This is a genomic window from Avibacterium paragallinarum (assembly GCF_011765605.1).
GTDB classification, from domain to species: Bacteria; Pseudomonadota; Gammaproteobacteria; order Enterobacterales; family Pasteurellaceae; genus Avibacterium; species Avibacterium paragallinarum.
Genome location: NZ_CP050316.1, coordinates 2,304,198 through 2,330,948, shown reverse-complemented (window position 1 = coordinate 2,330,948; position 26,751 = coordinate 2,304,198). Strand labels below are relative to the sequence as shown.

Genomic DNA, 26,751 nt, shown 5'->3' with positions numbered 1-26,751 from the left:
TTCTTACAATTGCTCTTACTGTTTCTCATCAATAAATGTGGCACTAATGGTAGATACAAAGGCAATAATCCTTATATCCAAATTATTAAATACGACATAAAATATCCTTTAATAAATTTCAGATATAAAAAAAAGCCTACTAAATGTAGGCTTTCAAAAATCTAAAATTATTCAGTAACTGTAGCTTCTTCAGATGCTACTGGGCGATCAACAAACTCAATGTATGCCATTGGAGCATTATCACCAGCACGGAATCCACATTTTAAGATACGGGTATAACCACCAGCACGCTGTGCAAAACGTGGACCTAACTCATTGAATAATTTAGCAACAGTTTCAATGTTGCGAGTACGAGCAAAAGCTAAACGACGGTTTGCAACACTATCTTCTTTTGCTAATGTAATTAACGGCTCAACTACACGACGTAATTCTTTAGCTTTTGGTAAAGTAGTCTTGATTATTTCATGACTTACCAAAGCATTTGCTAAATTACGAAACAGCGCTTGACGATGGCTGCTATTACGGTTTAGTTGACGACCACTCTTACGATGGCGCATGATCTTATCCTTCTCAGAAAAATCTTAACCTAATGACCACTAATCTTCAGCAATACTTGCTGGTGGCCAATTTTCAAGGCGCATACCAAGTGATAAGCCTCGGGAAGCCAGAACATCCTTAATTTCAGTAAGAGATTTCTTACCTAAATTAGGTGTTTTTAATAATTCAACTTCCGTACGTTGTACTAAATCACCGATATAGTGAATTGTTTCTGCTTTCAAACAGTTAGCAGAACGAACTGTCAGCTCTAAATCATCAACAGGACGTAAAAGAATCGGATCAAACTCCGGCTTTTCTTCCTTAATTTCAGGCTGACGAACATCTCGCAAATCAACAAATGCATCCAGTTGCTCTGCTAAAATCGTTGCAGCACGGCGAATTGCTTCTTCTGGATCAATAGTACCATTTGTTTCTAACTCAATTACTAGCTTATCTAAGTCTGTACGCTGTTCTACACGAGTAGCTTCAACATTATAAGCAATTCGTTGAACTGGGCTATAACAAGCATCTACTAATAAACGACCAATAGGACGCTCTTCATCTTGAGAATGAACTCGCGTTGAAGCTGAAACATATCCTCTACCACGCTGAACACGAATACGCATATTAATTGAAGCGTTTTCATCAGTAAGATGGCAAATAACATGCTCAGGATTCACAATCTCAACATCCCCATCATGAGTAATGTCTGCTGCAACAACAGGGCCAATTCCAGATTTGCTTAGTGTCAGAAATACATTATCTTTATTCTGTACTTTAACCGCTAGGCCTTTTAAGTTTAAAAGCACTTCAAGAATGTCTTCTTGAACACCTTCTTTACTACTATACTCATGCAATACACCATCGATCTCCACTTCAGTAACTGCACAACCTGGCATTGAAGATAGAAGAATTCGGCGTAATGCATTACCTAGAGTATGACCAAAGCCACGCTCTAACGGCTCTAAGATCACTTTAGCATGAGTAGAGCTAATTTGCTCAATATCAACTAAATGTGGTTTTAAAAATTCTGTAACAGAACCCTGCATTTTATCCTCTCTTTGCTACGAAGCTTTAACTATTATTTAGAATAAAGCTCTACGATCAGATGTTCGTTAATGTCTGCTGATAAATCAGAACGTTCAGGAACACGTTTGAACACACCTTCCATTTTAGCAGCATCAATTTCTAACCAAGTTGGTTTTTCTCTCTGTTCTGCTAGTTCTAATGACGCTTTAATACGAGCTTGTTTCTTAGATTTCTCACGAATAGCTACAACATCATCTACAGAAACTTGGAAAGATGGGATATTAACCACACGACCATTAACAACAACTGCTTTATGACTCACTAATTGGCGAGCTTCTGCACGTGTTGCCGCAAAACCCATGCGATAAACAACGTTATCCAATCGACCTTCTAATAACACTAGTAAATTTTCACCAGTATTACCTTTCAAACGGTTTGCCTCTTTGTAGTAATTACGAAATTGACGCTCTAAAATACCATAGATACGACGAACTTTTTGCTTTTCACGTAATTGACTACCATAGTCTGACAAACGAGGTTTACGAGCACCGTGCTGACCTGGTGCTGTATCAATTTTACATTTTGAATCAATCGTGCGTACTCCTGACTTAAGGAATAAGTCAGTACCTTCACGACGGCTTAGCTTGAGTTTTGGACCCAAATATCTTGCCATTTTCTTTCTCCAACTATCCTAATACGTCTTACACACGACGTTTTTTCGGTGGACGACAACCGTTATGTGGGATCGGGGTAACATCAGTAATGTTCGTAATACGGAAACCCGCAGCATTTAATGCACGGATTGTCGATTCACGACCAGGACCCGGTCCTTTTACCATAACTTCCAAGTTCTTTAAGCCAAATTCTTTGACCATTTCCGCACAACGCTCTGCCGCAACCTGTGCAGCAAACGGTGTTGATTTACGAGAACCACGGAAACCTGAACCACCAGCAGTAGCCCATGCTAGAGCATTACCTTGACGGTCAGTAATAGTAACGATTGTATTATTGAAAGATGCGTGAATGTGAGCAACGCCATCTACTACTTGTTTTTTTACACGTTTACGTGCACGAACTGGTGTTTTTGCCATTTAATTTACCCCGACTTATTTCTTGATCGGCTTACGTGGACCCTTACGGGTACGCGCATTAGTTTTAGTACGTTGACCACGCACCGGTAAGCTACGACGATGACGTAAACCACGATAACAACCTAAATCTAATAGGCGTTTAATGTTAAGTGTTACTTCACGACGTAAGTCACCTTCAACGGTAAATTTACCAACTTCGTCACGCAGTTTATCAATCTGCTCTTCAGACAATTCTCTGATCTTAACGTCTTCAGCAATTCCTGTCGCAGCACAAATAGCTTTTGCTCTAGTTTTGCCGATACCGTAAATTGAAGTTAATGCAATTACAGTATGTTTTTGATCAGGAATGTTAATGCCTGCAATACGGGCCACTATGCACTCCTATTATTCTAACTAATTGATATACTGATCTTGAAAAGCCCGTTTTCAGGATACTCAAACAGTATATCAAGGACATAAATGAGCTGAGCATTATATATACCCAGCTGGTTATTTGCAAGAAAAATATCAATTAACCTTGACGTTGTTTATGTTTAGGATCGCTACATAAAACACGAACAACCCCTTCACGCTTAACAATTTTACAGTTACGACATAATTTCTTTACGGAAGCACGAACTTTCATTGCTTATCCCTTTCACTATATGAGCATTACTGCCCAAAACCTTTAAGGTTTGCTTTTTTCAACGCAGATTCATATTTTGTTGACATCAAATGACTTTGAACCTGAACGATGAAATCCATAATTACCACTACAACAATCAGCAAAGAAGTACCACCAAAATCAAATTGGACATTCCAAGCTGATGTCATAATATAAGGAACTAAACATACGAATGTGATATATAAACCACCAATCAAAGTCAAACGACTCATGATCTTATCAATATAACGTGATGTTTGTTCTCCTGGTCTGATCCCCGGAATAAATGCACCAGATTTTTTCAAATTCTCTGCCGTATCACGAGGATTATATTGCATTGCCGTATAAAAAAAGCTAAAGAAAATAATAGCTATAGCATAAACGATCAAATATAAAGGCTGACCCGGATGTAATAACATCGATAAATCAGTTAACCACTCTAAGCTTGCCCCTTGCCCAAACCAAGAAGTAATAGTGGCAGGAAACAAAATAATACTTGAAGCAAAAATAGCAGGAATAACACCAGCCATATTCACTTTCAGAGGTAAATGAGTGCTATGTCCACCAAGAATCTGACGTCCATGCTGACGCTTTGCATACTCAACTTTAATTCTACGTTGTCCTCTCTCTACAAAAACAACAAAATAGGTTACAGCAAAAACAATAACGATGATAAACAACAGAGCTAAAAAATGCATTTGCCCTTGACGCGCTTGCTCAATTGTAGTGCCAATCGCAGAAGGTAAACCAGCAACAATACCTGCAAAAATAATCAAAGAGATGCCATTGCCTATACCTCGTTCAGTAATTTGTTCACCTAGCCACATTAAGAACATTGTTCCTGTGACCAAACTAATCACTGCCGTAAAGTAAAAACCAAATCCTAAATTAGGAACTAATCCAGGTAGCATATTAGGCAATCCTGTAGAAATACCGATTGCCTGAATAGTAGCAAGAACTAATGTCGAATAACGCGTATATTTACTGATTTTACGCCGACCAGCCTCACCTTCTTTCTTTAATTCTGATAAAGCAGGATGAACCGTTACCAAAAGTTGGATGATAATAGAAGCCGAAATATATGGCATAATACCCAACGCAAATACTGAAGCACGGCTCAAAGCACCACCAGAGAACATATTAAACATATCAATGATGGTACCTTTTTGCTGTTCAAGCAATTGAGCTAAAACGGCCGCATCAATACCAGGAACCGGAATAAAAGAACCAATACGGAAAACAATCAGTGCACCTAGCACAAATAATAATCTGCTCTTTAGTTCACCTGTACCGCTTTGAGTACTTCGACTTTGATAACCTGGTTGTTTAGCCATTTGTCAATTATTCCTCAATCGAACCGCCAGCTGCTTCAATTGCTGCTTTAGCGCCTTTAGTTACGCGTAAACCGCGAATAGTTACTGCTGACTTAATCTCGCCTGCAAGAATAACTTTTGCAAATTGAATATCTTTAGTTAATACATTTGCTGCTTTTAACGCATCTAATGTAACCACATTTCCTTCCACTTTTGCTAAGTCATTTAAGCGAACTTCAGCAGTTACGGCAGATTTCATTGAAGTAAAACCAAATTTTGGTAAACGACGGTATAAAGGCATTTGACCACCTTCGAACCCGCGACGAACACCGCCACCAGTACGAGATTTTTGACCTTTATGACCACGACCACCTGTTTTACCCAAGCCTGAACCAATACCGCGCCCTAAGCGTTTTGCACTATGTTTAGCACCTTCCGCTGGAGATAGAGTATTTAAACGCATTCTCTTAGTCCTCCACTTTAACCATATATGAAACTTGGTTAATCATACCTCTCACTGCTGGAGTGTCGATTAACTCAACAGTATGGTGCATGCGACGAAGACCAAGACCACGCAATGTAGCTTTATGCTTCGGTAAACGAGCAATAGAGCTACGAACTTGTGTTACTTTAATAGTTTTAGCCATTGTCCATTACCCCAAAATTTCATCAACGGATTTACCACGTTTCGCAGCAACCATTTCTGGTGATTTCATATTTGCCAATGCATCAATTGTTGCACGAACAACATTAATTGGGTTTGTTGAACCGTATGCTTTTGAAAGAACGTTACGAACACCTGCTACTTCTAATACTGCACGCATTGCACCGCCTGCAATAATCCCCGTACCCTCACTTGCAGGTTGCATAAATACGCGAGAACCTGTATGTGAACCTTTAATTGGGTGTTGTAATGTGCCTTCATTTAAAGCCACAGTAATCATATTGCGACGAGCTTTCTCCATCGCTTTTTGGATCGCTGCCGGAACTTCGCGCGCTTTACCATAACCAAAACCAATACGACCGTTACCATCGCCTACCACAGTTAATGCAGTAAAGCTCATAATACGACCACCTTTTACTGTTTTTGAAACACGGTTTACCGCGATTAGCTTCTCTTGCAGTTCACCAGCTTGTTTTTCGATGTTTGCCATCTCAAATTACCTCTATTAGAACTGTAGACCAGCTTCACGGGCAGCATCCGCTAAAGCTTGGACGCGACCATGATATTTAAAACCAGAACGGTCGAATGCTACATCTTTGATGCCTTTCTCTAAGGCTCTTTCTGCAACAATTTTACCAACCACTGCAGCAGCATCTTTATTTCCGGTATATTTAACTTGCTCACTGATTGCTTTCTCAACAGTAGAAGCAGCGGCAAGCACTTCTGAACCGTTTGGTGCGATCACTTGTGCATAAATATGACGAGGAGTGCGGTGAACTACTAAACGAGTAACTCCCTGCTCTCTCATCATATGACGAGCACGAGCCGCACGACGGATACGAGCTGATTTCTTATCCATAGTGTTACCTTAATTATTTCTTCTTAGCCTCTTTTGTACGTACAACTTCATCAGCATAACGTACACCTTTACCTTTATAAGGCTCAGGGCGGCGATAAGCACGAATATCTGCTGCGACTTGACCGATTAACTGTTTGTCAGCACTTTTCAGAATGATTTCTGTTTGTGATGGACATTCACCAGTAACGCCAGCAGGTAATGTATGCTCAACAGGGTGAGAGAAACCTAAACTTAATGCAACCACGTTGCCTTTCATTTGAGCTCTGTAACCTACACCCACCAATTGTAACTTCTTAGTGAAGCCTTCAGTAACACCGATAACCATTGCATTAACTAATGCACGAGCTGTACCCGCTTGCGCGTCAGCACCAACTACGCCTGCACGAGGCGCGAAAGTTAATTCATTATTATCTTGTTTAACTTCAACTGAGTTATGAATAGTGCGAGATAACTCACCATTCTTACCTTTAACTGTTAGTTGCTGTCCGTCAAGTTTAACCTCAACGCCGGCAGGAATACTAACAGGTGCTTTTGCAACACGAGACATTTTCCTACCTCTCTATTAAGCTACATAACAGATAATCTCACCGCCTAAGCCCGCTTGGCGAGCTGCGCGATCAGTCATCACACCTTTAGATGTAGAAATAACAGCCACACCTAAACCACCCATTACTTTTGGTAATTCGTCTTTACGTTTATAAATACGAAGACCTGGACGGCTTACGCGTTGAATACTTTCTACAACTGGTTTACCTTGGAAATATTTTAACGTAATTTCCAACTCAGGCTTAGTGCCTTCTAAAACATTAACGCTTTCAATATACCCTTCTTCAGCTAATACATTGGCAATTGCCACTTTTAGCTTGGAGGAAGGCATACTGATCACAACTTTGTTCGCAGCTTGACCGTTACGAATGCGGGTCAACATATCTGCGATTGGATCTTGCATACTCATTGTGCTTTTACTCCGATTCCAAAATAAAGTAGTAAATTACCAACTTGCTTTTCTAAGGCCAGGAATTTCGCCACGCATTGCTGCTTCACGAACTTTAATACGGCTCAACCCAAACTTGCGTAACACACCATGTGGACGACCAGTCTGGTTGCAACGGTTACGTTGGCGGCTAGGGCTTGAATCACGAGGTAAAGCTTGTAGCTTTAACACAGCTGCCCAACGATCTTCATCTGATGAGTTTACATCAGAGATGATTTTTTTCAATTCCATACGTTTTGTATAGAATTTCTCAGCGAGTTTCACACGTTTTACATCACGTGCTTTCATTGATTGTTTAGCCATCTGTAACCTGCCTTATTTACGGAATGGGAAATTAAAGGCAGCCAATAATGCTTGACCTTCTTCATCGCTTTTTGCAGTTGTTGTGATAGTGATATCTAAACCACGAACACGATCTACTTTATCGTAGTCGATTTCTGGGAAGATAATTTGCTCACGCACACCCATACTGTAATTACCACGTCCGTCGAAAGATTTCGCACTTAAACCACGGAAATCGCGGATACGAGGTACAGCGATTGTAATTAAACGTTCAAAGAACTCCCACATACGCTCACCGCGTAGTGTTACTTTACAACCGATTGGATATCCCTGACGGATTTTAAAGCCTGCAACAGATTTGCGCGCTTTAGTAATTAAAGGTTTTTGACCGCTAATCGCTGCTAAATCTGCTACCGCATTATCTAGCAATTTTTTATCGGTCAATGCTTCACCCACCCCCATATTCAGGGTAATCTTTTCGATTCGTGGGACTTGCATGACAGACGAGTAGTTGAATTTACTTTTTAATTCATTAACTACTTGATCTCTGTAGTAATCATGCAGTTTCGCCATCGCATTACTCCAGTTTACAATTAAATAATTTCATTATTAGACTTGAAGAAACGGACTTTTTTGCCATCTTCAAATCTAAAACCTACACGGTCAGCTTTGTTTGTTTTCGGGTTAAAGATCGCAACATTTGACACATCAATTGGCGCTTCTTTTTTCACTAAACCACCTTCTTTTCCTAATGCAGGAACTGGTTTTTCGTGTTTAGTGATAATGTTGATACCTTCAACAACAACTTTACCGTTTGGTAACACTTGAGTTACCTTACCACGTTTGCCTTTGCTTTTACCAGCAAGAACAATTACTTCATCATTTTGACGAATTTTTGCAGCCATTTCTCTCTACTCCTTATAGTACTTCTGGTGCCAAAGAAATGATCTTCATAAACTTCTCAGAACGAAGTTCACGAGTCACTGGTCCAAAAATACGAGTACCGATTGGTTGCTCACTGTTATTATTTAAAATAACGCAAGCATTGCCATCGAAGCGAATGACTGATCCATCTGGGCGACGAACACCCTTCTTGGTGCGCACAACAACTGCTTTTAATACATCACCTTTTTTAACTTTACCGCGTGGAATTGCTTCTTTCACAGTAATTTTGATGATATCACCAATAGCAGCGTAACGACGGTGCGATCCACCTAGAACCTTGATACACATTACACTGCGAGCGCCTGAGTTATCAGCAACGTCCAGCATAGTCTGTTCTTGGATCATCTTAGTACTCCGCTAAAATTAATAACACCCTTTCGGGACGAATCTATCCTTACAGGATAGGGGATGGATTCTACTATAAAAAATGCAATGAATGCAAGATAAAACTAACCCTCAAGCCGTATTTTCTTCTAAAAAAGTGATTAAACTTACCAAACCAAAGTGCGGTGTAATTTTGTCAGATTTTTCCTGATATAAGTACATCTTATAATACTCATCTAAATGATATTTGTAGCTACTAGAACTTTCTCAAAATCAACTGAGGTAAATCCCATTAGCCTATTTAAAGGATAAAATGCAATATCCAGTAAGCCCAAAAATACAAGAAAATATAAACATCAGAAACAACAAAAAACGCCATTGAGTTCCCTCAATGGCGTTCTTCTTTCATTCAAAACCTGGCGGTGTCCTACTCTCACATGGGAAATTCCCACACTACCATCGGCGTTACAGCGTTTCACTTCTAAGTTCGGCATGGATTAGGTGGGTCCACTGCACTTTCGCCGCCAAGATAATTCTTTATATGCTTTATCTTTCTTTATGTTCTTTCTCTTAGTCGATAACTTCTATCATTTCTAGTGCGTTATCCTACTAAGTGTTTTTATTTTTACTCTTCCTTTACAATCAAAAACAAGCCAAAACCCTTGAGCGTTGTATAGTTAAGCCTCTCGGGCAATTAGTACTGGTTAGCTCAACGGCTCACACCGCTTACACACCCAGCCTATCTACGTCGTAGTCTCCAACAACCCTTACAGTCTTATAGACTGGGAGAACTCATCTCAAGGCAAGTTTCGTGCTTAGATGCTTTCAGCACTTATCTCTTCCGCATTTAGCTACCCAGCAATGCCTCTGGCGAGACAACTGGTACACCAGTGATGCGTCCACTCCGGTCCTCTCGTACTAGGAGCAGCCCCTCTCAATTCTCCAACGCCCACGGCAGATAGGGACCGAACTGTCTCACGACGTTCTAAACCCAGCTCGCGTACCACTTTAAATGGCGAACAGCCATACCCTTGGGACCTACTTCAGCCCCAGGATGTGATGAGCCGACATCGAGGTGCCAAACACCGCCGTCGATATGAACTCTTGGGCGGTATCAGCCTGTTATCCCCGGAGTACCTTTTATCCGTTGAGCGATGGCCCTTCCATTCAGAACCACCGGATCACTATGACCTGCTTTCGCACCTGCTCGACTTGTCTGTCTCGCAGTTAAGCTTGCTTATACCATTGCACTAACCTGACGATGTCCGACCGTCATTAGCAAACCTTCGTGCTCCTCCGTTACACTTTGGGAGGAGACCGCCCCAGTCAAACTACCCACCAGACACTGTCCGAGTACCCGTTTCAGGCACTTCGTTAGAACATCAAACGTTAAAGGGTGGTATTTCAACAACGACTCCACGATAACTGGCGTTACCGCTTCATAGTCTCCCACCTATCCTACACATCAAAATTCAAGGTTCAGTGTCAAGCTATAGTAAAGGTTCACGGGGTCTTTCCGTCTAGCCGCGGGTACACCGCATCTTCACGGCGATTTCAATTTCACTGAGTCTCGGGTGGAGACAGCCTGGCCATCATTATGCCATTCGTGCAGGTCGGAACTTACCCGACAAGGAATTTCGCTACCTTAGGACCGTTATAGTTACGGCCGCCGTTTACTGGGGCTTCGATCAGGAGCTTCTCTTTCGATTACACCATCAATTAACCTTCCAGCACCGGGCAGGCATCACACCCTATACGTCCACTTTCGTGTTTGCAGAGTGCTGTGTTTTTAATAAACAGTTGCAGCCAGCTGGTATCTTCGACCGGTTCAACCTTCGTGAGCAAGTCACTACAATCTACGCCGGCGCACCTTCTCCCGAAGTTACGGTGCTATTTTGCCTAGTTCCTTCACCCGAGTTCTCTCAAGCGCCTGAGTATTCTCTACCTGACCACCTGTGTCGGTTTTCAGTACGGTTTAGTAAAGCCTGAAGCTTAGTGGCTTTTCCTGGAAGTGTGGTATCAGTTACTTCAGCACCTTAGTGCCTCGTCATCATCTCTCAGTGTTAACGGTGAGCCGGATTTACCTAACTCACCCACCTACCAACTTAAACGACCATATCCAACAGGTCGATAACCTAACCTTCTCCGTCCCCACATCGCAGCTTTACCAAGTACGGGAATATTAACCCGTTTCCCATCGACTACGCTTTTCAGCCTCGCCTTAGGGGCCGACTCACCCTGCCCCGATTAACGTTGGACAGGAACCCTTGGTCTTCCGGCGAACGGGTTTTTCACCCGTTTTATCGTTACTTATGTCAGCATTCGCACTTGTGATACGTCCAGCAATCTTCTCAAATCACCTTCTTCCGCTTACACAACGCTCCCCTACCCAACAGACGTATCACTAATATCCCTCTTCGATTCTTTGCCATTACACTCAACGTGTTTTTCGCTTTACCCACTTGCTTCGCAAGTGGTTAATCGTTAAGGCGTATTAGTGATACGCCTGATGCCGCAGCTTCGGTACTATATTTTAGCCCCGTTACATCTTCCGCGCAGGCCGACTCGACTAGTGAGCTATTACGCTTTCTTTAAATGGTGGCTGCTTCTAAGCCAACATCCTAGCTGTCTAAGCCTTCCCACTTCGTTTCCCACTTAATATAGATTTTGGGACCTTAGCTGGCGGTCTGGGTTGTTTCCCTCTCCACGACGGACGTTAGCACCCGCCGTGTGTCTCCTGTGCATTACTCTTTGGTATTCGGAGTTTGCATCGGTTTGGTAACCCGGGATGGGCCCCTAGCCGAAACAGTGCTCTACCCCCAAAGGTATTCACACAAGGCTCTACCTAAATAGATTTCGGGGAGAACCAGCTATCTCCCGGTTTGATTGGCCTTTCACCCCCAGCCACAGGTCATCCGCTAATTTTTCAACATTAGTCGGTTCGGTCCTCCAGTTAGTGTTACCCAACCTTCAACCTGCCCATGGCTAGATCACCGGGTTTCGGGTCTATACCTTGCAACTCTTCGCCCAGTTAAGACTCGGTTTCCCTTCGGCTCCCTTATTCAGTTAACCTCGCTACAAAATATAAGTCGCTGACCCATTATACAAAAGGTACGCAGTCACCCCATCACTCAATCACACTGCTATTTTTGGGTTTGACTCGCTTCGCTCGTCGTACCCTACACTTTAAAGTGCGGTGTTATTTTTGGTGCTTTTTGCCTCTTCCAACACTCAATGTGTTTGAGTGATGGGGCTCCCACTGCTTGTACGTACAGGGTTTCAGGTTCTATTTCACTCCCCTCACCGGGGTTCTTTTCGCCTTTCCTTCACAGTACTGGTTCACTATCGGTCAATCAGGAGTATTTAGCCTTGGAGGATGGTCCCCCCATCTTCAGACAGGATTCCTCGTGTCCCGCCCTACTTCTCGTAAGCTTAGTACCACAGCCTGGATTTTAAGTACGGGGCTATCACCCTGTGTCGCTTGCCTTCCCAGACAATTCCTCTATCTCTGCTGCTATTACTTACTGGCTCCTCCGCTTTCGCTCGCCGCTACTCACAGAATCTCGGTTGATTTCTTTTCCTCGGGGTACTTAGATGTTTCAGTTCTCCCGGTTCGCCTTACGAGGCTATTTTATTCACCTCGCAATGATAGGCTCTTCGCCTATCGGGTTTCCCCATTCGGACATCGTGGGTTAAACGCTTCTTATCAACTCACCCACGCTTTTCGCAGATTAGCACGTCCTTCTTCGCCTCTGATTGCCAAGGCATCCGCCCTGTACGCTTTCTCACTTAACTATACAACCTCAAGGATTTTTCCCCGAAGTTGTTCTCTCGTTGAGAACGCTTACTTGCTTTTGTTCAAGTAAGTCTTTTACTCAGACTTCTTCAATTTAATAAGAAAATGGCTCTATCACTATCACCACTCCCTCATTAGCTTGAAAGTCTCTTCAGTTTTCAGCTTGTTTTTACATTGTTAAAGAGCAAATCGCGAAAAATTCGCTTTCTATGGCGTCCCCTAGGGGATTCGAACCCCTGTTACCGCCGTGAAAGGGCGATGTCCTAGGCCTCTAGACGAAGGGGACAACATAGAAAGCGTCTCTCTGCTTTATTAAAGTGCGGTATGATTTTAAGCCATTTTTTCATATCGCTAGTTTCTTCAACACCATCACCATTCCTTTCTTTGCTTCTTATTGTCTAACAACCATCACGACAATCTGTGTGAGCACTCATCTATTCTATTAGGTAAGGAGGTGATCCAACCGCAGGTTCCCCTACGGTTACCTTGTTACGACTTCACCCCAGTCATGAATCATACCGTGGTAAACGCCCTCCCGAAGGTTAAGCTATCTACTTCTGGTACAACCCACTCCCATGGTGTGACGGGCGGTGTGTACAAGGCCCGGGAACGTATTCACCGCGACATTCTGATTCGCGATTACTAGCGATTCCGACTTCATGGAGTCGAGTTGCAGACTCCAATCCGGACTTAGATGCACTTTCTGAGATTCGCTCCCCCTCGCAGGCTCGCTTCCCTCTGTATGCACCATTGTAGCACGTGTGTAGCCCTACTCGTAAGGGCCATGATGACTTGACGTCATCCCCACCTTCCTCCAGTTTATCACTGGCAGTCTCCTTTGAGTTCCCACCCGAAGTGCTGGCAACAAAGGATAAGGGTTGCGCTCGTTGCGGGACTTAACCCAACATTTCACAACACGAGCTGACGACAGCCATGCAGCACCTGTCTCTAAGTTCCCGAAGGCACAAACTCATCTCTGAGTTCTTCTTAGGATGTCAAGAGTAGGTAAGGTTCTTCGCGTTGCATCGAATTAAACCACATGCTCCACCGCTTGTGCGGGCCCCCGTCAATTCATTTGAGTTTTAACCTTGCGGCCGTACTCCCCAGGCGGTCGATTTATCACGTTAGCTACGGGCACCAAGCTTAAAGCCCAATCCCCAAATCGACAGCGTTTACAGCGTGGACTACCAGGGTATCTAATCCTGTTTGCTCCCCACGCTTTCGCACATGAGCGTCAGTAGCTTCCCAAGGGGCTGCCTTCGCCTTCGGTATTCCTCCACATCTCTACGCATTTCACCGCTACACGTGGAATTCTACCCCTCCCTAAAGTACTCTAGTAAACCAGTCTGAAATGCAATTCCCAAGTTAAGCTCGGGGATTTCACATCTCACTTAATTTACCGCCTGCGTGCCCTTTACGCCCAGTTATTCCGATTAACGCTCGCACCCTCCGTATTACCGCGGCTGCTGGCACGGAGTTAGCCGGTGCTTCTTCTGTGGCTAACGTCAAATCATGATGCTATTCACATCACAACCTTCCTCACCACCGAAAGAACTTTACAACCCGAAGGCCTTCTTCATTCACGCGGCATGGCTGCGTCAGGGTTCCCCCCATTGCGCAATATTCCCCACTGCTGCCTCCCGTAGGAGTCTGGGCCGTGTCTCAGTCCCAGTGTGGCTGGCCATCCTCTCAGACCAGCTAGAGATCGCAGGCTTGGTGAGCCTTTACCTCACCAACTACCTAATCCCACTTGGGCTCATCTTATGGCAGGTGCTTTCGCCCCCTTTCATCTCCCGATAATACGCGGTATTAGCCATCGTTTCCAATGGTTATCCCCCTCCATAAGCCAGATTCCCAAGCATTACTCACCCGTCCGCCACTCGTCAGCATTGAAAGCAAGCTTTCAACCCGTTACCGTTCGACTTGCATGTGTTAAGCCTGCCGCCAGCGTTCAATCTGAGCCATGATCAAACTCTTCAGTTTAATCTTTCTCAATTTGTACACTAACAAAGCTCTGTGATTTCGTTTAAAATCACTATGAATTTCAGTTAAGCACTAATTGTTTCTAAATCTTTTAAATTTTTTCCAGAATCAACAAGTGCCCACACAGATTGTCTGATTGATTGTTAAAGAGCAAAAAACAACGACGCGAGGTGTATTTTCAACTTGTTTACAACGTCGCGTCGTTGTGTGCGGCGTATTATAGGCTTCTTTAAAATCTTTGCAACCCCTTTTTGCAAAAAAATGGCAAAAAATGCGAAAAATCATTGCGACTGATTATTTTAAAGCCATGCCACTGAATTACTAGGCAAAGTGCGGTGAAAAATTAGCAAAATTTTTACCGCACTTGATTTATTTCTTAAGCTTTTTTATTAACGCTGGCAAGTCCGCTACACTATTTATCAGGATATCTGCAGATTTTTCACTTTCTTCGCTTACTGCTTTTCCTGTTCGCACCAAAACACAGGTTTTTACGCCCGCCCCTTTGCCTGCCTTCATATCTTCTTTTTTATCCCCCACCATAAAAGACTGCGTTGGATCGATATGTAATTCTTTAATTGCTTGCAATAGCATTCCTGACTTTGGCTTGCGACAATCGCAATCTTCTTTATATTCGCCTTTACCCTCTGGGTGATGAGGACAATAATAGATGCCATCAAAATCCACACCACGATCCGCCAGCGACCAATCCATCCATTCCGTGAGTTGTAGGAATTGTTGTTCTGAAAAATAACCGCGTGCAATGCCTGATTGATTCGTCACTAGCACCAATAAATAGCCCATCGCTTTTAACTGCTGCAAGGCTTCAATACTTCCTTCGATAAATTGGAAATCATCAATTTGATGTACATAGCCGTGATCGATATTGATCGTGCCATCTCGATCTAGAAAAATTGCTTTATTCACATTTTGATCCTTGTTTATCTTTATCTTGCTATTTCGCTCAATTATGACTTAATTTTGTTCTAACTAATAGCTGAACATTCTAAAAATGTTGTGAATAAATATTGACATAGCAATCTAGACGTCTAAAATACGGAAAAACTTAAATTTAAGCATATTAGAAAGGGCTTATATGATTAAGCTAGAAAACCTTAGTAAAATTTTTGACATTGCGGATAAAAAAATCACCGCACTTGATAATGTCAATCTTCACGTTCCTAAAGGGCAAATTTGTGGGGTGATTGGCGCATCTGGCGCAGGGAAAAGCACGCTTATCCGTTGTGTGAACTTATTAGAACGCCCAACGTCGGGTTCGGTGGTGGTAAATGGCAAAGAATTAACGCATTTATCAGACAGCCAACTCATTCAAGAACGCCGCAATATTGGAATGATTTTCCAGCATTTCAATTTGCTCAGTTCACGTACTGTTTATGGCAACATCGCGTTGCCGTTGGAATTAGCCGGTGAAAGCAAAGCCCATATTAAACAAAAAGTGGAACAGCTCCTTTCCTTAGTTGGATTAAGTGAAAAGCGTGATGTTTATCCCGCCAATCTTTCAGGTGGACAAAAGCAACGTGTTGCGATTGCACGTGCGTTGGCAAGCGATCCCAAAGTGCTACTCTGCGATGAAGCAACCAGCGCGTTAGATCCCGCCACAACGCAAGCGATTTTAAAATTATTAAAAGAAATTAATCGCACTTTAGGTATCACTATTTTGTTGATCACGCACGAAATGGACGTGGTAAAACGCATTTGCGACCAAGTGGCGGTGATTGATAAAGGGCGTTTGGTGGAACAAGGTTCGGTAAGTGAGATTTTCTCTAATCCTAAAACCGAGTTGGCGCAGCAATTTATTAGCTCAACATTCCACATTAACTTGCCTGAAGAATATTTGGAAAAATTATCGCCAACGCCAAAACACCCAAACGCTTGGCCAATCATTAAATTTGAATTTACTGGCCGCTCAGTGGACGCACCGTTGCTTTCACAGGCCTCCAAACGTTTTGGGGTGGATTTAAGTATTCTCACCTCGCAAATTGATTATGCGGGTGGCGTGAAATTTGGTTTTACCATCGCAGAAGTGGAAGGCAATGAAGATGCCATTACGCAAGCTAAGATTTATTTAATGGAAAATAATGTTCGTGTGGAGGTATTAGGTTATGTGGACTGAATTTAGTGCGGAATTTTCCCGCCAGCTTACCCCACAAGTGTGGCAGCTTATCGCCAATAGCTCATTTGAAACCGTTTATATGAGCCTTGTGGCCACCTTTTTTGCCGTGCTATTTGGCTTGCCACTAGGCATTATCACCTTCTTAACCAAAGAAGGACAAACCTTAAATAGCAAAAAATTGAACCGCACTTTAGAAGTGATTATTAACGTTGGGCGTTCTATTCCCTTCATTATTTTGCTCTTCGATTTAATGCCCGTCACGCGTTTTTTAGTCGGCACAACCTTAGGTACAACGGCGGCAATCATTCCATTAAGTGTTGCCGCATTGCCATTTTACGCACGTTTAACGGTAAACGCCTTGGGCGATATTCCAACGGGTTTAACAGAAACCGCCAAAGCAATGGGAACAAACGTTTGGCAGCTGGTAACACGCTTTTATTTACCTGAAGCCTTGCCAATTCTCATTAAAGCAATGACACTGACGTTAGTTACGCTGATTGGTTATTCCGCAATGGCAGGCGCGGTGGGCGGCGGCGGTTTAGGTAACACCGCAATTTCGTTTGGCTTACACCGTAATATGCCTTATGTACTTTGGGTTTCTACTATTATCATCGTACTTATCGTAATGTTATGCGAAAAATACGGTAACAAATTAGCGAATCATTTTGATCATCGTTAATCTCAACATCACTCACTAAAAAGGAAAGTAAAATGAACTTTAAAAAATTATTGACTGTTGCAACACTTTCATCAGTTTTAGCGCTAACTGCTTGTAAAGATGACAAAAAAACCGAAACTGCTGCAGCGCAACCTGCACCACAAAAAATTAAAGTGGGCGTAATGTCTGGCCCTGAGCATCAAGTGGCTGAAATTGCGGCGAAAGTAGCAAAAGAAAAATATGGCTTAGATGTGGAATTCGTTGAATTTAATGAATATTCATTACCAAACCCTGCGGTAAGCAATGGTGATTTAGATCTTAACGCAATGCAACACAAACCTTATCTTGATAAAGATTCACAAGAACACGGTTACAAAAATCTTGTGATTGTGGGTAATACTTTCGTTTATCCATTAGCTGGCTATTCGAAAAAAATTAAAAATATAAACGAACTCCAAGATGGTGCCATCATTGCCGTACCGAATGATCCAAGTAACCTTGCACGTGCATTAATTTTATTAGAAAAACAAGGCTTAATTAAATTAAAAGACAACACTAACCTATTCGCAACCTCTTTAGACATCGTAGAAAATCCGAAAAATCTCCAAATTAAAGAGGTGGATACGTCAGTGGCAGCACGTGCATTAGATGATGTAGATTTAGCCGTGGTGAACAACACTTACGCGGGTCAAGTAGGCTTAAATACTGAAGAACACGGCGTGTTTGTGGAAGATAAAGATTCCCCTTATGTGAACATTATCGTTGCGCGTGAAGACAACAAAGACAGCGATGCAGTGAAAAACTTCGTGAAAGCTTACCAAACTGATGAAGTGTATCAAGAAGCGGTAAAACACTTCAAAGACGGCGTGGTTAAAGGCTGGTAATCAATTTTCCATTTTCATCTTTCATCAAAAACCTCTGGGTCTTCTCGGAGGTTTTATTTTCACTAAAAAACCGCTCTTGCTTGTTCATCAAAAATGAACACCTTATAATAGACCTCCCTTTATTACTTCTTTGAGAAATCTATGGATATTTCAATTTACGTGCAATTTTTTGTTAGTCTCATTGCCCTAGTGAACCCACTCGGAGTAATTCCTATTTTCTATTCGATGACGACGGATTTTGATAAAACTCAGCAAAATCGTACCGCACTTATTACCTGTTTTTCAGTGGCAGTCATTTTGCTTGTTAGCTTTTATTTTGGTCAGTTAATCCTTAACGCTTTTCACATTTCTATTGACGCATTCCGTATTGCAGGCGGAATTGTCGTTGCAATGATTGCTCTGACGATGATTAACGGGAAAATAGGGGATCATAAAATGAATAAAGAAGAAAAAGCAGAAAATTTCGATGATTATAACAATATTGCTGTTGTACCTCTTGCAATGCCAATTATGGCGGGACCTGGCTCAATCAGTGCGACTATCGTATTTGGTTCAAATCAAACAACTGTAATGGATTATACCTATACTTCAATTACTATCGCGTTATTTGGACTATGCTGCTATATTCTACTTCGCTATTCTGAGCCACTTATCAAAAAACTGGGCAAAACAGGTTCCAATGTTATTACCCGTATTATGGGATTAATTTTGATGTCTTTAGGTGTTGAAATTGTTGTGGAAGGATTAAAAAATCTTCATTTGTTCTAATAAATAGTAAGTGCGGTAATAAATTTATCCCAAAAAACACCGCACTTCCCTCGCAAGATTGCTATCAAACTTAGCTTAATTTCCAATATGCCGTTTAATTTTTTCAAATTAAACTACACGCCGTAGTAATCTAGTTGCCTCCAAGCTTCATAAACCGCTACTGCAACGGAATTAGATAAATTCATACTACGGCTATTCTTCACCATTGGAATTCGAATTTTTTGTTCTGCTGGCATTTCATCTAAAATAGCCATTGGGATACCTCTTGTTTCTGGTCCAAACATTAAATAATCCCCTTTTTGAAAACGAACTTGGCTATGTGCTAAATGCCCTTTGGTTGTCATTGCAAACAAGCGTTTGGGTTGCTCAGCTGCAAGAAAATCAACAAAGCTTTTGTGCTTTTTAATGTCTGCAAACTCGTGGTAATCTAGTCCTGAACGACGTAAACGCTTATCATCCCAAGCAAAGCCTAAAGGCTCAATTAAGTGTAAACGGAAACCCGTGTTGGCACAGAGACGAATAATATTTCCTGTATTTTGTGGAATTTCAGGCTCATATAACACTATATCTAACATAATTTTCTCTAACTTAGTTTAAGTAGGGGCATTCTACCGCTGAATCAGCCAAGAACAAAATAATAAAAAACACCGCACTTAATAAATTAAACCCTCATTAGAGGGCTTAATTATAGTCGTTTGCTCTTAAGTTATCTTGCCTTGTCATACTATTTGGGCTATCTGAGGAGCAAAGCCTTGTCCTATTTTGAGCTTAAACAACTATACTAAGAAGACAGTTTTTTGCGTTTACACAAAGTGCATAGCATTACTACAAATAATGTTGGCAATAACCAAGTTAGTCCTTCTTGATGCAAAGGTACTTTTTCTAATAGGCTTTGAATAAAGTGCGGTAATAATTCCATATTTTTTAAACTATCGGTAACACTGAATAATGCTGTGATACCAATAATGAGATTATAACCTCTGCGGCTAATGCCCAATTTTTCGCGTAATAACTGCATTGCCACGAGCATAATTGCGATAGGATAAATTAATAATAAGGCAGGAATTGTGACACGCAATAAGGTATTCAGTCCTGTTTCTGAAATAATAATCGTGCTGATTGTAAATAACACAACGAAGAAAGTGTAAGTTAAACGAGGATGGAATTTTGAAAAATAATCCGCACAAGCACTAGTGACGCCTACAAGCGTAGTAAGGTTGGCTAAAAGAACAATCCCACTCATAATCCAAGAACCTTCACGCCCAAACAATACATTCACATACTGAGCAAAAAGTTGCCCTCCATTACTTGAGTTTTTCGCTACTTGCTCCCCTGTTGCACCTAAATAAAATAAACATAAATACAGTAAACTCAGCAGCACAACAGAAACTGTCCCAGCGACAAGGGTATAACGTACAATCGCTTTGCTATTTGATACACCTTTTACTGCCAAAGCACGTGCAACAATACCACCAAATGCCATTGCTGAAAGTACATCCATTGTTTGGTAACCGCCAATCAACCCTGTTGCGATCGCTGAATGATCTTTATAAGCATTGCTTGGCTCGACAATCGGAGAAATCGGTGAATTAATCACTTTGAAAGCAACAATCGTCAATAATACAAGCAATGCAGGTGCCATAAATTTTCCAATGCTTGAAATCATTGTGCTACGACCAAGCATAAATCCCATACCAATCAAGTTAAACACGGTAACAAAAATGATGTGAGAATACTCTCCAGATAATAAATTCAATGGTTGCCACGCCATCTCATAAGCAACATTAGTAACCCTTGGCATTGCAAAGGTTGAACCGATCACCAAATATAAAATCGTCCAAAACATAACCTGTGCCCATTTCGGCAAATCACCAGACAATGCTTCTCCACGCCCTTTTAGCGTTACAACAATGAGGGTAATAAAAGGCATAAACACGCCTGTTAATAAAAAACCTAATGCCCCCCAAAGCCATAGCGTTCCAGCATAATATCCTTCCATTGGAGGAAAAATAATATTCCCAGCCCCTAAAAAGAGGGAGAAGATCATCATTCCTAGCACCATCACATCTTTTCCAGATAACATTTTATTAACCTCTCAAAATATAGTATTAACTTTTATACAATCAATAAAACAACTTACAATTCACTAAAAATAACAAAGTTTATAGAGTTTTATGATTTTATTGTCAAGATTGCATTAGCATTTTTCAATAAATCTTTATGTAAATTCAATGTTCAACGATAAATACTGGATTAATTTGGATAAATTCTAAAGAATAGCTATTTTCTGAACGGAATAAAAAGAGAGTTCCTGAAAGAACCCTCAGAATGTACTAGAGCGTTTTGACAAAATTTCTTAAATAAGTGCAAAAATCGTTTCCAAGTTTTGGGTGATGTACACCATATTCAACAAAAGCTTTCATATAACCTAGCTTATCACCGCAATCAAAGTTTCCACCTGTTTGATAAAATGCCTCTACGCTTTCCTTTTCAATCAGCATATCAATCGCATCAGTTAGTTGAATTTCATCTCCTACACCAACAGGCGTTTTCGCAAGCAATTCCCAAATTGACGCAGAAAAAACATAACGTCCAACTACGGCAAGATTAGAAGGAGCTTCTTCAATTGCCGGTTTCTCTACGATCCATTTAATCCTCGCACTTTCACCAGGGAGAATTTGTACCCCATCACAATCCACAATCCCATAGCTACTGATTTCTTTTTCCGCAACAGGCTCAACCAAAATTTGGCTGGCATTAGTTTCTTTAAAACGTTTGATCATTGCTGCCAAGTTTTCTTTTTTCTGATCAGCACTGAAATCCGTTAATAACACATCAGGCAATACTACCGCAAAAGGCTGATTTCCAACCACAGGTAAGGCACAAAGTACAGCGTGTCCTAAGCCTTTAGCATTACCTTGACGAACGTGCATAATGGTTACATCTTTCGGACAAATAGAACGAACTTCTTCAAGTAATCGACGTTTTACACGCTTTTCAAGCATTGTTTCTAGCTCAAAAGAGGTGTCGAAGTGGTTTTCAATAGCATTTTTTGAAGAATGCGTAACAAGAACAATCTCTTTAATACCCGCAGAAACACATTCATTAACCACATACTGAATCAGTGGTTTATCAACCAATGTGAGCATTTCTTTTGGAATCGCTTTTGTTGCAGGTAACATTCGAGTTCCAAGTCCTGCAACGGGAATGACGGCTTTCATTATTTTTCCTTTTTCCCAAAACACAAATATGTTATATCCGTTAAGAATATATAGTAAAGAAAGTGGCTACTAAATAGCCACTTTAAATCATTAACTCCACATCATAAATTATGATGTTTTAATCAATTATTGCCGTAGCAGAGCCAAAATCTCTTCGGTTTTTTCCAACATAAGTTTTCTATCACCTCGAGTTTCAAGATTTAAACGCACCACAGGCTCAGTATTTGAAGTACGCAAATTGAATCGCCAATTTGGATACTCAATACTAATGCCATCAATTTCATTCACAGAAATCGCATTTTCCTCATAAGCGGCTCGCACACGAGCAATAGCTGCTTGTGCATCTACTAATTTACTATTGATCTCTCCAGGTGATGGAAAAGTATTAATACTTTCATTTACTAGTTCACCTAGTGATTTTCCTGTAGTAGAAACAAGCTCCATTACTAACAACCAAGGAATCATTCCACTGTCACAGTAGAAAAAATCTCGGAAGTAGTGATGTGCACTCATTTCTCCTCCATAAATAGCATCTACAGCACGCATTTTTTCTTTAATGAAAGAATGGCCCGATTTAGACATTACAGCCTCTCCGCCATTTTCTTCCACTAATTTGACGGTATTCCAAATTAAGCGAGGATCATAAATGATTTTCGCTCCTTTATTTTTTTGCAGAAAAGCTTGACTTAAAAGACCAACAATATAATAGCCCTCGATAAAGCCACCATTTTCATCAAAAAGGAAACAACGATCAAAATCGCCATCAAAAGCAATCCCCATATCCGCTTGATATGTTAATACCGTATCAATCGTATCTTGGCGATTATCTGGCAAAATAGGATTAGGAATACCATTAGGAAATGTACCATCTGGATTATTATGAATTTTAATAAATTCCACAGGTACACGTTTAGCTCTGAATTGAGCTTCTATAGCATCAATCACGTGTCCTGCAGCCCCATTTCCAGAATTAATCACCAACTTCATTGGTTTCAAATTATCTACATTAATATAAGATAATAAATGTTCAACGTAGTCACCTAATACAGAAAGTTGTTTATATTCACCGCGTTGCACTACCGGTGGAAAATGATTTTCCTCCGCTAAACGTTGAATATCGGCAAGCCCAGTATCCGCACTAATCGGCCGCGATCCCTCACGTACCAATTTTAGTCCATTATAATCCATTGGATTATGGCTTGCGGTTACTTCAATACCACCATCAGCGTTAAGAAAGGAGGTGGCGAAATAAACTTCCTCTGTTCCTGTTTCACCCAAATCAATTACGTTTACCCCAGAATCTAACAAGCCATTTGTTACAGCACTCTTCAATTCTTTACTGGTTAAACGAACATCACCTCCAACAACGATAGTTTTAGGTTTTAAAAATTGTCCAAAAGCACGCCCAATACGATAGACAATATCTACATTCAATTCGTCACCTAAACGACCACGAATATCATACGCTTTAAAACAAGTTAATTTACCCATATAACAACTCCACTTCCTTTTCTTGGTTACTAATGCGAATTAAGACGCTTGATCATCTTTTGCTTCTTTAACACGTTGGTAAATTTCTTCTCGATAGACAGAAACATCTTTTGGTGCGTTCACACCAACTTTTATCTGATTACCACGAACATTTAATATCGTAATAGAAATATCATCACCAATGAGTAAGCTTTCGCCAACTTTTCTGGTTAAGATTAGCATACAACCTCCTCATTCTCTTATTCGACATCCTATCGATAATTTACCCCCTTCCAAAGGAACATCTACCTAATTAATGTTACCGCATTTATATTCACAATGTGATGAACAAACCTCAAAGTTGTGAGCTACGGCACAAAATTTTTCATTATAAATGTGAATGTAGCCACTCCTTACACATAGAAAGGGCTTTTTCGACATTTTCAGGTTGTGATCCGCCTGCCATAGCCATATCAGGACGACCACCACCTTTTCCTCCAACTTGCTGAGCCATTAGGTTAACTAATTCTCCAGCTTTAACTTTAGAGGTTAAGTCTGAGGTTACACCAACGACTAAGTTCACTTTACCCTCAAATACGGATGCAAAGGCGATAATTGCTGAGCCAAGTTGGTTTTTCAGATCATCTACCATCACGCGTAGTGATTTGGTTTCCATTCCATCTAGTTGTTGTAACACAACAGAAATCCCGTTAATTTCCCCCGCACTTTTAGCAAGATCAGATCCGGCTTGCATTGCGGCTTTTTCTTTTAACTGTTGTAATTCTTTTTCTGCTTTTTTTGCTTTATCTTGTAACTGCTGAATTTTATCTGCCAGTGAATTCGCATCAGATTTCAATAAATCTGCACTTTGTGTCAAGATTGTCATTTGTTGATTAAGCCAATCGATCGCCACTTCGCCCGTCACCGCCTCAATACGGCGAATGCCCGCCGCAATAGCACTTTCACTAATGATTTTGAATAAACCTATCTCACCCGTATATTGAGCGTGAATCCCGCCACAAAGTTCAATAGAAAAATCGCCCATTGTGAGAACACGCACTTGTTCGGCGTATTTTTCTCCAAATAATGCCATTGCACCTTTTTCTTTAGCCGCATCTAAATCCATAATTTCAGTTTGAATAAGGTGATTAGCACGCACTTGTTGGTTCACTAATTTTTCCACTTCAAACAGTTGCTCTTTAGAAATTGCTTCAGGTTGTGCAAAGTCAAAACGTAATAAATTGTCTGATACCAACGAGCCTTTTTGCACAACGTGCTTGCCTAGCACTTGGCGTAATGCGGCGTGTAATAAGTGCGTTGCACTATGGTTTAAGGAGATTTGCTTACGGCGCGCCACATCAACAATAGCATTCACCGATTGCCCAACGCTTAACGTGCCTTCTGCAAGTACACCAATATGCCCAAATACTTGACCATATTTTTGCGTATCAGTAACGTTGAACAAGAAGTTCTGCCCTTCTAAACGCCCTGTATCACCTACTTGACCACCAGATTCCGCATAAAATGGCGTATTTTCCAAAATTACCACCGCACTTTGTCCAGCACTAATTTGTTCTACCTGCTTACCTTCATAGAAAAGTGCGGTGATTTTTGCAAGACTTTCCGATTCGCTATAACCTTCAAATGCGGTTGAACCGTCCACACGAATGACGTTGTTATAATCCATACCAAATTGGCTGGCTGACTGTGCGCGCTGGCGTTGTGCTTCCATCTCACGCTCAAAGCCAGCTTCATCAATAGTGATGCCACGTTCACGGCACACATCGGCAGTAAGATCTAGAGGGAAACCAAAGGTGTCATAAAGTTTGAATGCCACTTCACCAGACAGCACACCGTCTTTCACTTGGCTTAAGGCTTCATCTAATAAGGTCAAACCTCGTTCTAAGGTGCGCGCAAATTGTTCTTCTTCTAAGCGTAAGATTTTTTCTATATGTGCTTGATTATCTTTGATTTCTTTACCCGCTTCCGCCATTACTTCTGCAAGGGTTGGCACAAGTTTATAGAAAAAGGCATCTTTCGCACCTAACAAATGCCCGTGGCGAACCGCTCGACGGATAATACGGCGGAGTACATAGCCTCGCCCTTCATTAGATGGCAACACGCCATCAGCAATCAAATATGCACACGAACGAATGTGGTCTGCGATTACGCGTAAGGATTTATTGCCTAAATCTTTCTCACCTGTTAATTCTGCTGCTTTTGCGATAAGGGTTTTAAAAATATCAATATCATAGTTGGAATTAACGTGCTGTAATACGGCGGTAATACGCTCTAAGCCCATTCCTGTATCCACTGATGGTTTTGGTAATTTTTCCATTGTGCCATCAGCTTGGCGGTTGAACTGCATAAAGACGATATTCCAGATCTCAATATAACGATCGCCATCTTCTTCTGGTGAACCCGGCGGTCCCCCCCAAATGTGATCGCCATGATCATAGAAAATCTCGGTACAAGGACCACACGGGCCAGTATCACCCATTTGCCAGAAATTATCAGAGGCATAAGGTGCACCTTTATTATCGCCAATACGAATAATACGTTCTGCTGGAACGCCCACTTGCTTATACCAAATATCGTAGGCTTCATCATCGGTTTCATACACCGTTACCCAAAGTTTCTCTTTTGGTAAACCTAACCACGCATCGGATGTGAGATATTCCCACGCAAAATGAATCGCATCTTGTTTAAAATAATCACCAAAACTGAAATTGCCTAGCATTTCAAAGAAGGTGTGATGACGTGCGGTATAACCTACGTTTTCTAAATCGTTATGTTTTCCGCCTGCACGCACACACCTTTGTGCGGTTGTTGCACGAGAATAAGGACGTTTATCCAAACCAAGAAAAACGTCTTTAAACTGATTCATTCCTGCATTAGTAAATAATAAGGTAGGATCGTTTTCTGGAACAAGCGAACTGCTCGGGACAATTTGATGTCCTTTACTATGAAAAAAATCAAGGAAAGATTTTCTAATTTCTGCGGTTGTTTTCATTAAAATGCCTTATTGTATTCCCAATAAATTCATATCAAATCTCGTTATTGTGTCATATTTTTAAAATTTAGAAAAAACTTTTTTCTCTGTATAAAAAAATAAAAGGATCTGTACCTTTTATGAAAGTTGAATCGATCATAGTTAGT

At 41.3% G+C, this 26,751-nt stretch carries 28 protein-coding genes, 1 tRNA gene and 3 rRNA genes; 4 read left to right on the top strand and 28 right to left on the bottom strand.

The genetic code is table 11. The annotated features are described in order from the left end of the window. Positions 1 to 167 precede the first annotated feature (167 nt). The 22 genes from rplQ to gmhB all read right to left on the bottom strand — a co-directional run bounded on the left by rplQ (position 168) and on the right by gmhB (position 15,384). On the bottom strand, positions 168 to 557 hold the full coding sequence (rplQ, locus tag HBL79_RS11325; RefSeq protein ID WP_035689075.1) for a 50S ribosomal protein L17: 390 nt from the start codon (positions 555 to 557) through the stop codon (positions 168 to 170). A 39-nt stretch (positions 558 to 596) separates the two neighbouring features. After that, positions 597 to 1,586: a DNA-directed RNA polymerase subunit alpha gene (locus HBL79_RS11320; protein WP_021724701.1), complete on the bottom strand. Its 990-nt coding sequence runs from the start codon at positions 1,584 to 1,586 to the stop codon at positions 597 to 599. A gap of 32 nt (positions 1,587 to 1,618) precedes the next feature. After that, the gene (rpsD, locus tag HBL79_RS11315; RefSeq protein ID WP_035689078.1) at positions 1,619 to 2,239 is read right to left on the bottom strand and encodes a 30S ribosomal protein S4; all 621 of its coding nucleotides are present in this window, start codon (positions 2,237 to 2,239) and stop codon (positions 1,619 to 1,621) included. A gap of 28 nt (positions 2,240 to 2,267) precedes the next feature. Further along, on the bottom strand, positions 2,268 to 2,657 hold the full coding sequence (rpsK, locus tag HBL79_RS11310) for a 30S ribosomal protein S11 (protein ID WP_012072238.1): 390 nt from the start codon (positions 2,655 to 2,657) through the stop codon (positions 2,268 to 2,270). A gap of 15 nt (positions 2,658 to 2,672) precedes the next feature. Beyond that, positions 2,673 to 3,029 carry a 30S ribosomal protein S13 gene (gene rpsM / locus HBL79_RS11305; RefSeq protein WP_017805524.1) on the bottom strand — a complete coding sequence of 119 codons (357 nt, stop codon included), beginning with the start codon at positions 3,027 to 3,029 and terminating at the stop codon, positions 2,673 to 2,675. Positions 3,030 to 3,168: 139 nt separating this feature from the next. Further along, on the bottom strand, positions 3,169 to 3,282 hold the full coding sequence (gene rpmJ, locus HBL79_RS11300) for a 50S ribosomal protein L36 (protein WP_005548767.1): 114 nt from the start codon (positions 3,280 to 3,282) through the stop codon (positions 3,169 to 3,171). A 26-nt stretch (positions 3,283 to 3,308) separates the two neighbouring features. After that, entirely contained in the window at positions 3,309 to 4,634 is a 1,326-nt protein-coding gene (gene secY / locus HBL79_RS11295; protein WP_035689081.1) for a preprotein translocase subunit SecY, read from the bottom strand. A gap of 7 nt (positions 4,635 to 4,641) precedes the next feature. Then, positions 4,642 to 5,076 (bottom strand): 50S ribosomal protein L15, encoded by a 435-nt coding sequence (gene rplO, locus HBL79_RS11290; protein WP_017805526.1) that lies wholly within the window; start codon positions 5,074 to 5,076, stop codon positions 4,642 to 4,644. 4 nt (positions 5,077 to 5,080) lie between these two features. Next, positions 5,081 to 5,260 (bottom strand): 50S ribosomal protein L30, encoded by a 180-nt coding sequence (gene rpmD / locus HBL79_RS11285; RefSeq protein WP_017805527.1) that lies wholly within the window; start codon positions 5,258 to 5,260, stop codon positions 5,081 to 5,083. Positions 5,261 to 5,266: 6 nt separating this feature from the next. Then, positions 5,267 to 5,767 (bottom strand): 30S ribosomal protein S5, encoded by a 501-nt coding sequence (gene rpsE / locus HBL79_RS11280; protein ID WP_017805528.1) that lies wholly within the window; start codon positions 5,765 to 5,767, stop codon positions 5,267 to 5,269. A 15-nt stretch (positions 5,768 to 5,782) separates the two neighbouring features. Then, positions 5,783 to 6,136 carry a 50S ribosomal protein L18 gene (rplR, locus tag HBL79_RS11275; protein WP_017805529.1) on the bottom strand — a complete coding sequence of 118 codons (354 nt, stop codon included), beginning with the start codon at positions 6,134 to 6,136 and terminating at the stop codon, positions 5,783 to 5,785. 13 nt (positions 6,137 to 6,149) lie between these two features. Further along, on the bottom strand, positions 6,150 to 6,683 hold the full coding sequence (gene rplF, locus HBL79_RS11270) for a 50S ribosomal protein L6 (protein WP_017805530.1): 534 nt from the start codon (positions 6,681 to 6,683) through the stop codon (positions 6,150 to 6,152). A 15-nt stretch (positions 6,684 to 6,698) separates the two neighbouring features. Continuing rightward, positions 6,699 to 7,091: a 30S ribosomal protein S8 gene (gene rpsH, locus HBL79_RS11265; protein WP_017805531.1), complete on the bottom strand. Its 393-nt coding sequence runs from the start codon at positions 7,089 to 7,091 to the stop codon at positions 6,699 to 6,701. A gap of 36 nt (positions 7,092 to 7,127) precedes the next feature. Continuing rightward, entirely contained in the window at positions 7,128 to 7,433 is a 306-nt protein-coding gene (rpsN, locus tag HBL79_RS11260) for a 30S ribosomal protein S14 (protein ID WP_017805532.1), read from the bottom strand. Between the two features lie 12 nt (positions 7,434 to 7,445). Continuing rightward, positions 7,446 to 7,985, bottom strand: coding sequence for a 50S ribosomal protein L5 (rplE, locus tag HBL79_RS11255; RefSeq protein ID WP_035689084.1), 540 nt, complete (start codon positions 7,983 to 7,985; stop codon positions 7,446 to 7,448). A 20-nt stretch (positions 7,986 to 8,005) separates the two neighbouring features. Then, positions 8,006 to 8,317, bottom strand: a complete 312-nt coding sequence (gene rplX, locus HBL79_RS11250; RefSeq protein ID WP_035689086.1) for a 50S ribosomal protein L24 — start codon at positions 8,315 to 8,317, stop codon at positions 8,006 to 8,008. A 13-nt stretch (positions 8,318 to 8,330) separates the two neighbouring features. Further along, positions 8,331 to 8,702 carry a 50S ribosomal protein L14 gene (rplN, locus tag HBL79_RS11245; protein ID WP_017805535.1) on the bottom strand — a complete coding sequence of 124 codons (372 nt, stop codon included), beginning with the start codon at positions 8,700 to 8,702 and terminating at the stop codon, positions 8,331 to 8,333. Positions 8,703 to 9,095: 393 nt separating this feature from the next. Beyond that, a 5S ribosomal RNA gene (rrf, locus tag HBL79_RS11240) occupies positions 9,096 to 9,210 on the bottom strand. Between the two features lie 144 nt (positions 9,211 to 9,354). Continuing rightward, positions 9,355 to 12,476: ribosomal RNA gene (locus tag HBL79_RS11235) — 23S ribosomal RNA — on the bottom strand. Positions 12,477 to 12,687: 211 nt separating this feature from the next. Next, positions 12,688 to 12,763: transfer RNA gene (locus tag HBL79_RS11230), tRNA-Glu, on the bottom strand. Between the two features lie 161 nt (positions 12,764 to 12,924). Next, a 16S ribosomal RNA gene (locus HBL79_RS11225) occupies positions 12,925 to 14,460 on the bottom strand. Together the 16S, 23S and 5S rRNA genes with 1 tRNA gene alongside form the textbook arrangement of a ribosomal RNA operon. A gap of 369 nt (positions 14,461 to 14,829) precedes the next feature. Then, complete coding sequence (gene gmhB / locus HBL79_RS11220) at positions 14,830 to 15,384, bottom strand: D-glycero-beta-D-manno-heptose 1,7-bisphosphate 7-phosphatase (RefSeq protein ID WP_035688748.1); 555 nt, start codon at positions 15,382 to 15,384, stop codon at positions 14,830 to 14,832. A gap of 169 nt (positions 15,385 to 15,553) precedes the next feature. Between gmhB and metN the strand changes: the two genes are divergently transcribed. The 4 genes from metN (at position 15,554) to HBL79_RS11200 (ending at position 18,901) form a co-directional block, all read left to right on the top strand. After that, positions 15,554 to 16,591, top strand: coding sequence for a methionine ABC transporter ATP-binding protein MetN (metN, locus tag HBL79_RS11215; protein ID WP_035688746.1), 1,038 nt, complete (start codon positions 15,554 to 15,556; stop codon positions 16,589 to 16,591). Then, positions 16,581 to 17,270, top strand: a complete 690-nt coding sequence (locus tag HBL79_RS11210; RefSeq protein ID WP_035688743.1) for a methionine ABC transporter permease — start codon at positions 16,581 to 16,583, stop codon at positions 17,268 to 17,270. Before metN ends, HBL79_RS11210 begins: the two co-directional genes overlap by 11 nt. A 32-nt stretch (positions 17,271 to 17,302) precedes the next feature. Further along, positions 17,303 to 18,133 carry a MetQ/NlpA family lipoprotein gene (locus HBL79_RS11205; RefSeq protein ID WP_035688741.1) on the top strand — a complete coding sequence of 277 codons (831 nt, stop codon included), beginning with the start codon at positions 17,303 to 17,305 and terminating at the stop codon, positions 18,131 to 18,133. 141 nt (positions 18,134 to 18,274) lie between these two features. Then, a complete protein-coding gene (locus HBL79_RS11200) occupies positions 18,275 to 18,901 on the top strand; it encodes a YchE family NAAT transporter (protein WP_017805545.1) in 627 nt (208 codons plus the stop codon). Positions 18,902 to 19,014: 113 nt separating this feature from the next. On the opposite strand, the gene trmL is transcribed toward HBL79_RS11200, so the two are convergent. The 6 genes from trmL to alaS all read right to left on the bottom strand — a co-directional run bounded on the left by trmL (position 19,015) and on the right by alaS (position 26,605). Continuing rightward, positions 19,015 to 19,476, bottom strand: a complete 462-nt coding sequence (trmL, locus tag HBL79_RS11195) for a tRNA (uridine(34)/cytosine(34)/5-carboxymethylaminomethyluridine(34)-2'-O)-methyltransferase TrmL (RefSeq protein WP_035688739.1) — start codon at positions 19,474 to 19,476, stop codon at positions 19,015 to 19,017. A 206-nt stretch (positions 19,477 to 19,682) separates the two neighbouring features. Beyond that, positions 19,683 to 20,984: a branched-chain amino acid transport system II carrier protein gene (gene brnQ / locus HBL79_RS11190; RefSeq protein WP_035688736.1), complete on the bottom strand. Its 1,302-nt coding sequence runs from the start codon at positions 20,982 to 20,984 to the stop codon at positions 19,683 to 19,685. Positions 20,985 to 21,234: 250 nt separating this feature from the next. Beyond that, on the bottom strand, positions 21,235 to 22,122 hold the full coding sequence (gene galU / locus HBL79_RS11185; protein WP_046097190.1) for a UTP--glucose-1-phosphate uridylyltransferase GalU: 888 nt from the start codon (positions 22,120 to 22,122) through the stop codon (positions 21,235 to 21,237). 126 nt (positions 22,123 to 22,248) lie between these two features. Next, positions 22,249 to 23,613, bottom strand: a complete 1,365-nt coding sequence (locus tag HBL79_RS11180; RefSeq protein WP_035688727.1) for a phosphohexomutase domain-containing protein — start codon at positions 23,611 to 23,613, stop codon at positions 22,249 to 22,251. Between the two features lie 39 nt (positions 23,614 to 23,652). Next, positions 23,653 to 23,835, bottom strand: a complete 183-nt coding sequence (gene csrA, locus HBL79_RS11175; RefSeq protein ID WP_035688718.1) for a carbon storage regulator CsrA — start codon at positions 23,833 to 23,835, stop codon at positions 23,653 to 23,655. Between the two features lie 145 nt (positions 23,836 to 23,980). Further along, positions 23,981 to 26,605 carry an alanine--tRNA ligase gene (gene alaS / locus HBL79_RS11170; protein ID WP_035688715.1) on the bottom strand — a complete coding sequence of 875 codons (2,625 nt, stop codon included), beginning with the start codon at positions 26,603 to 26,605 and terminating at the stop codon, positions 23,981 to 23,983. Between the last annotated feature and the right edge of the window lie 146 nt (positions 26,606 to 26,751).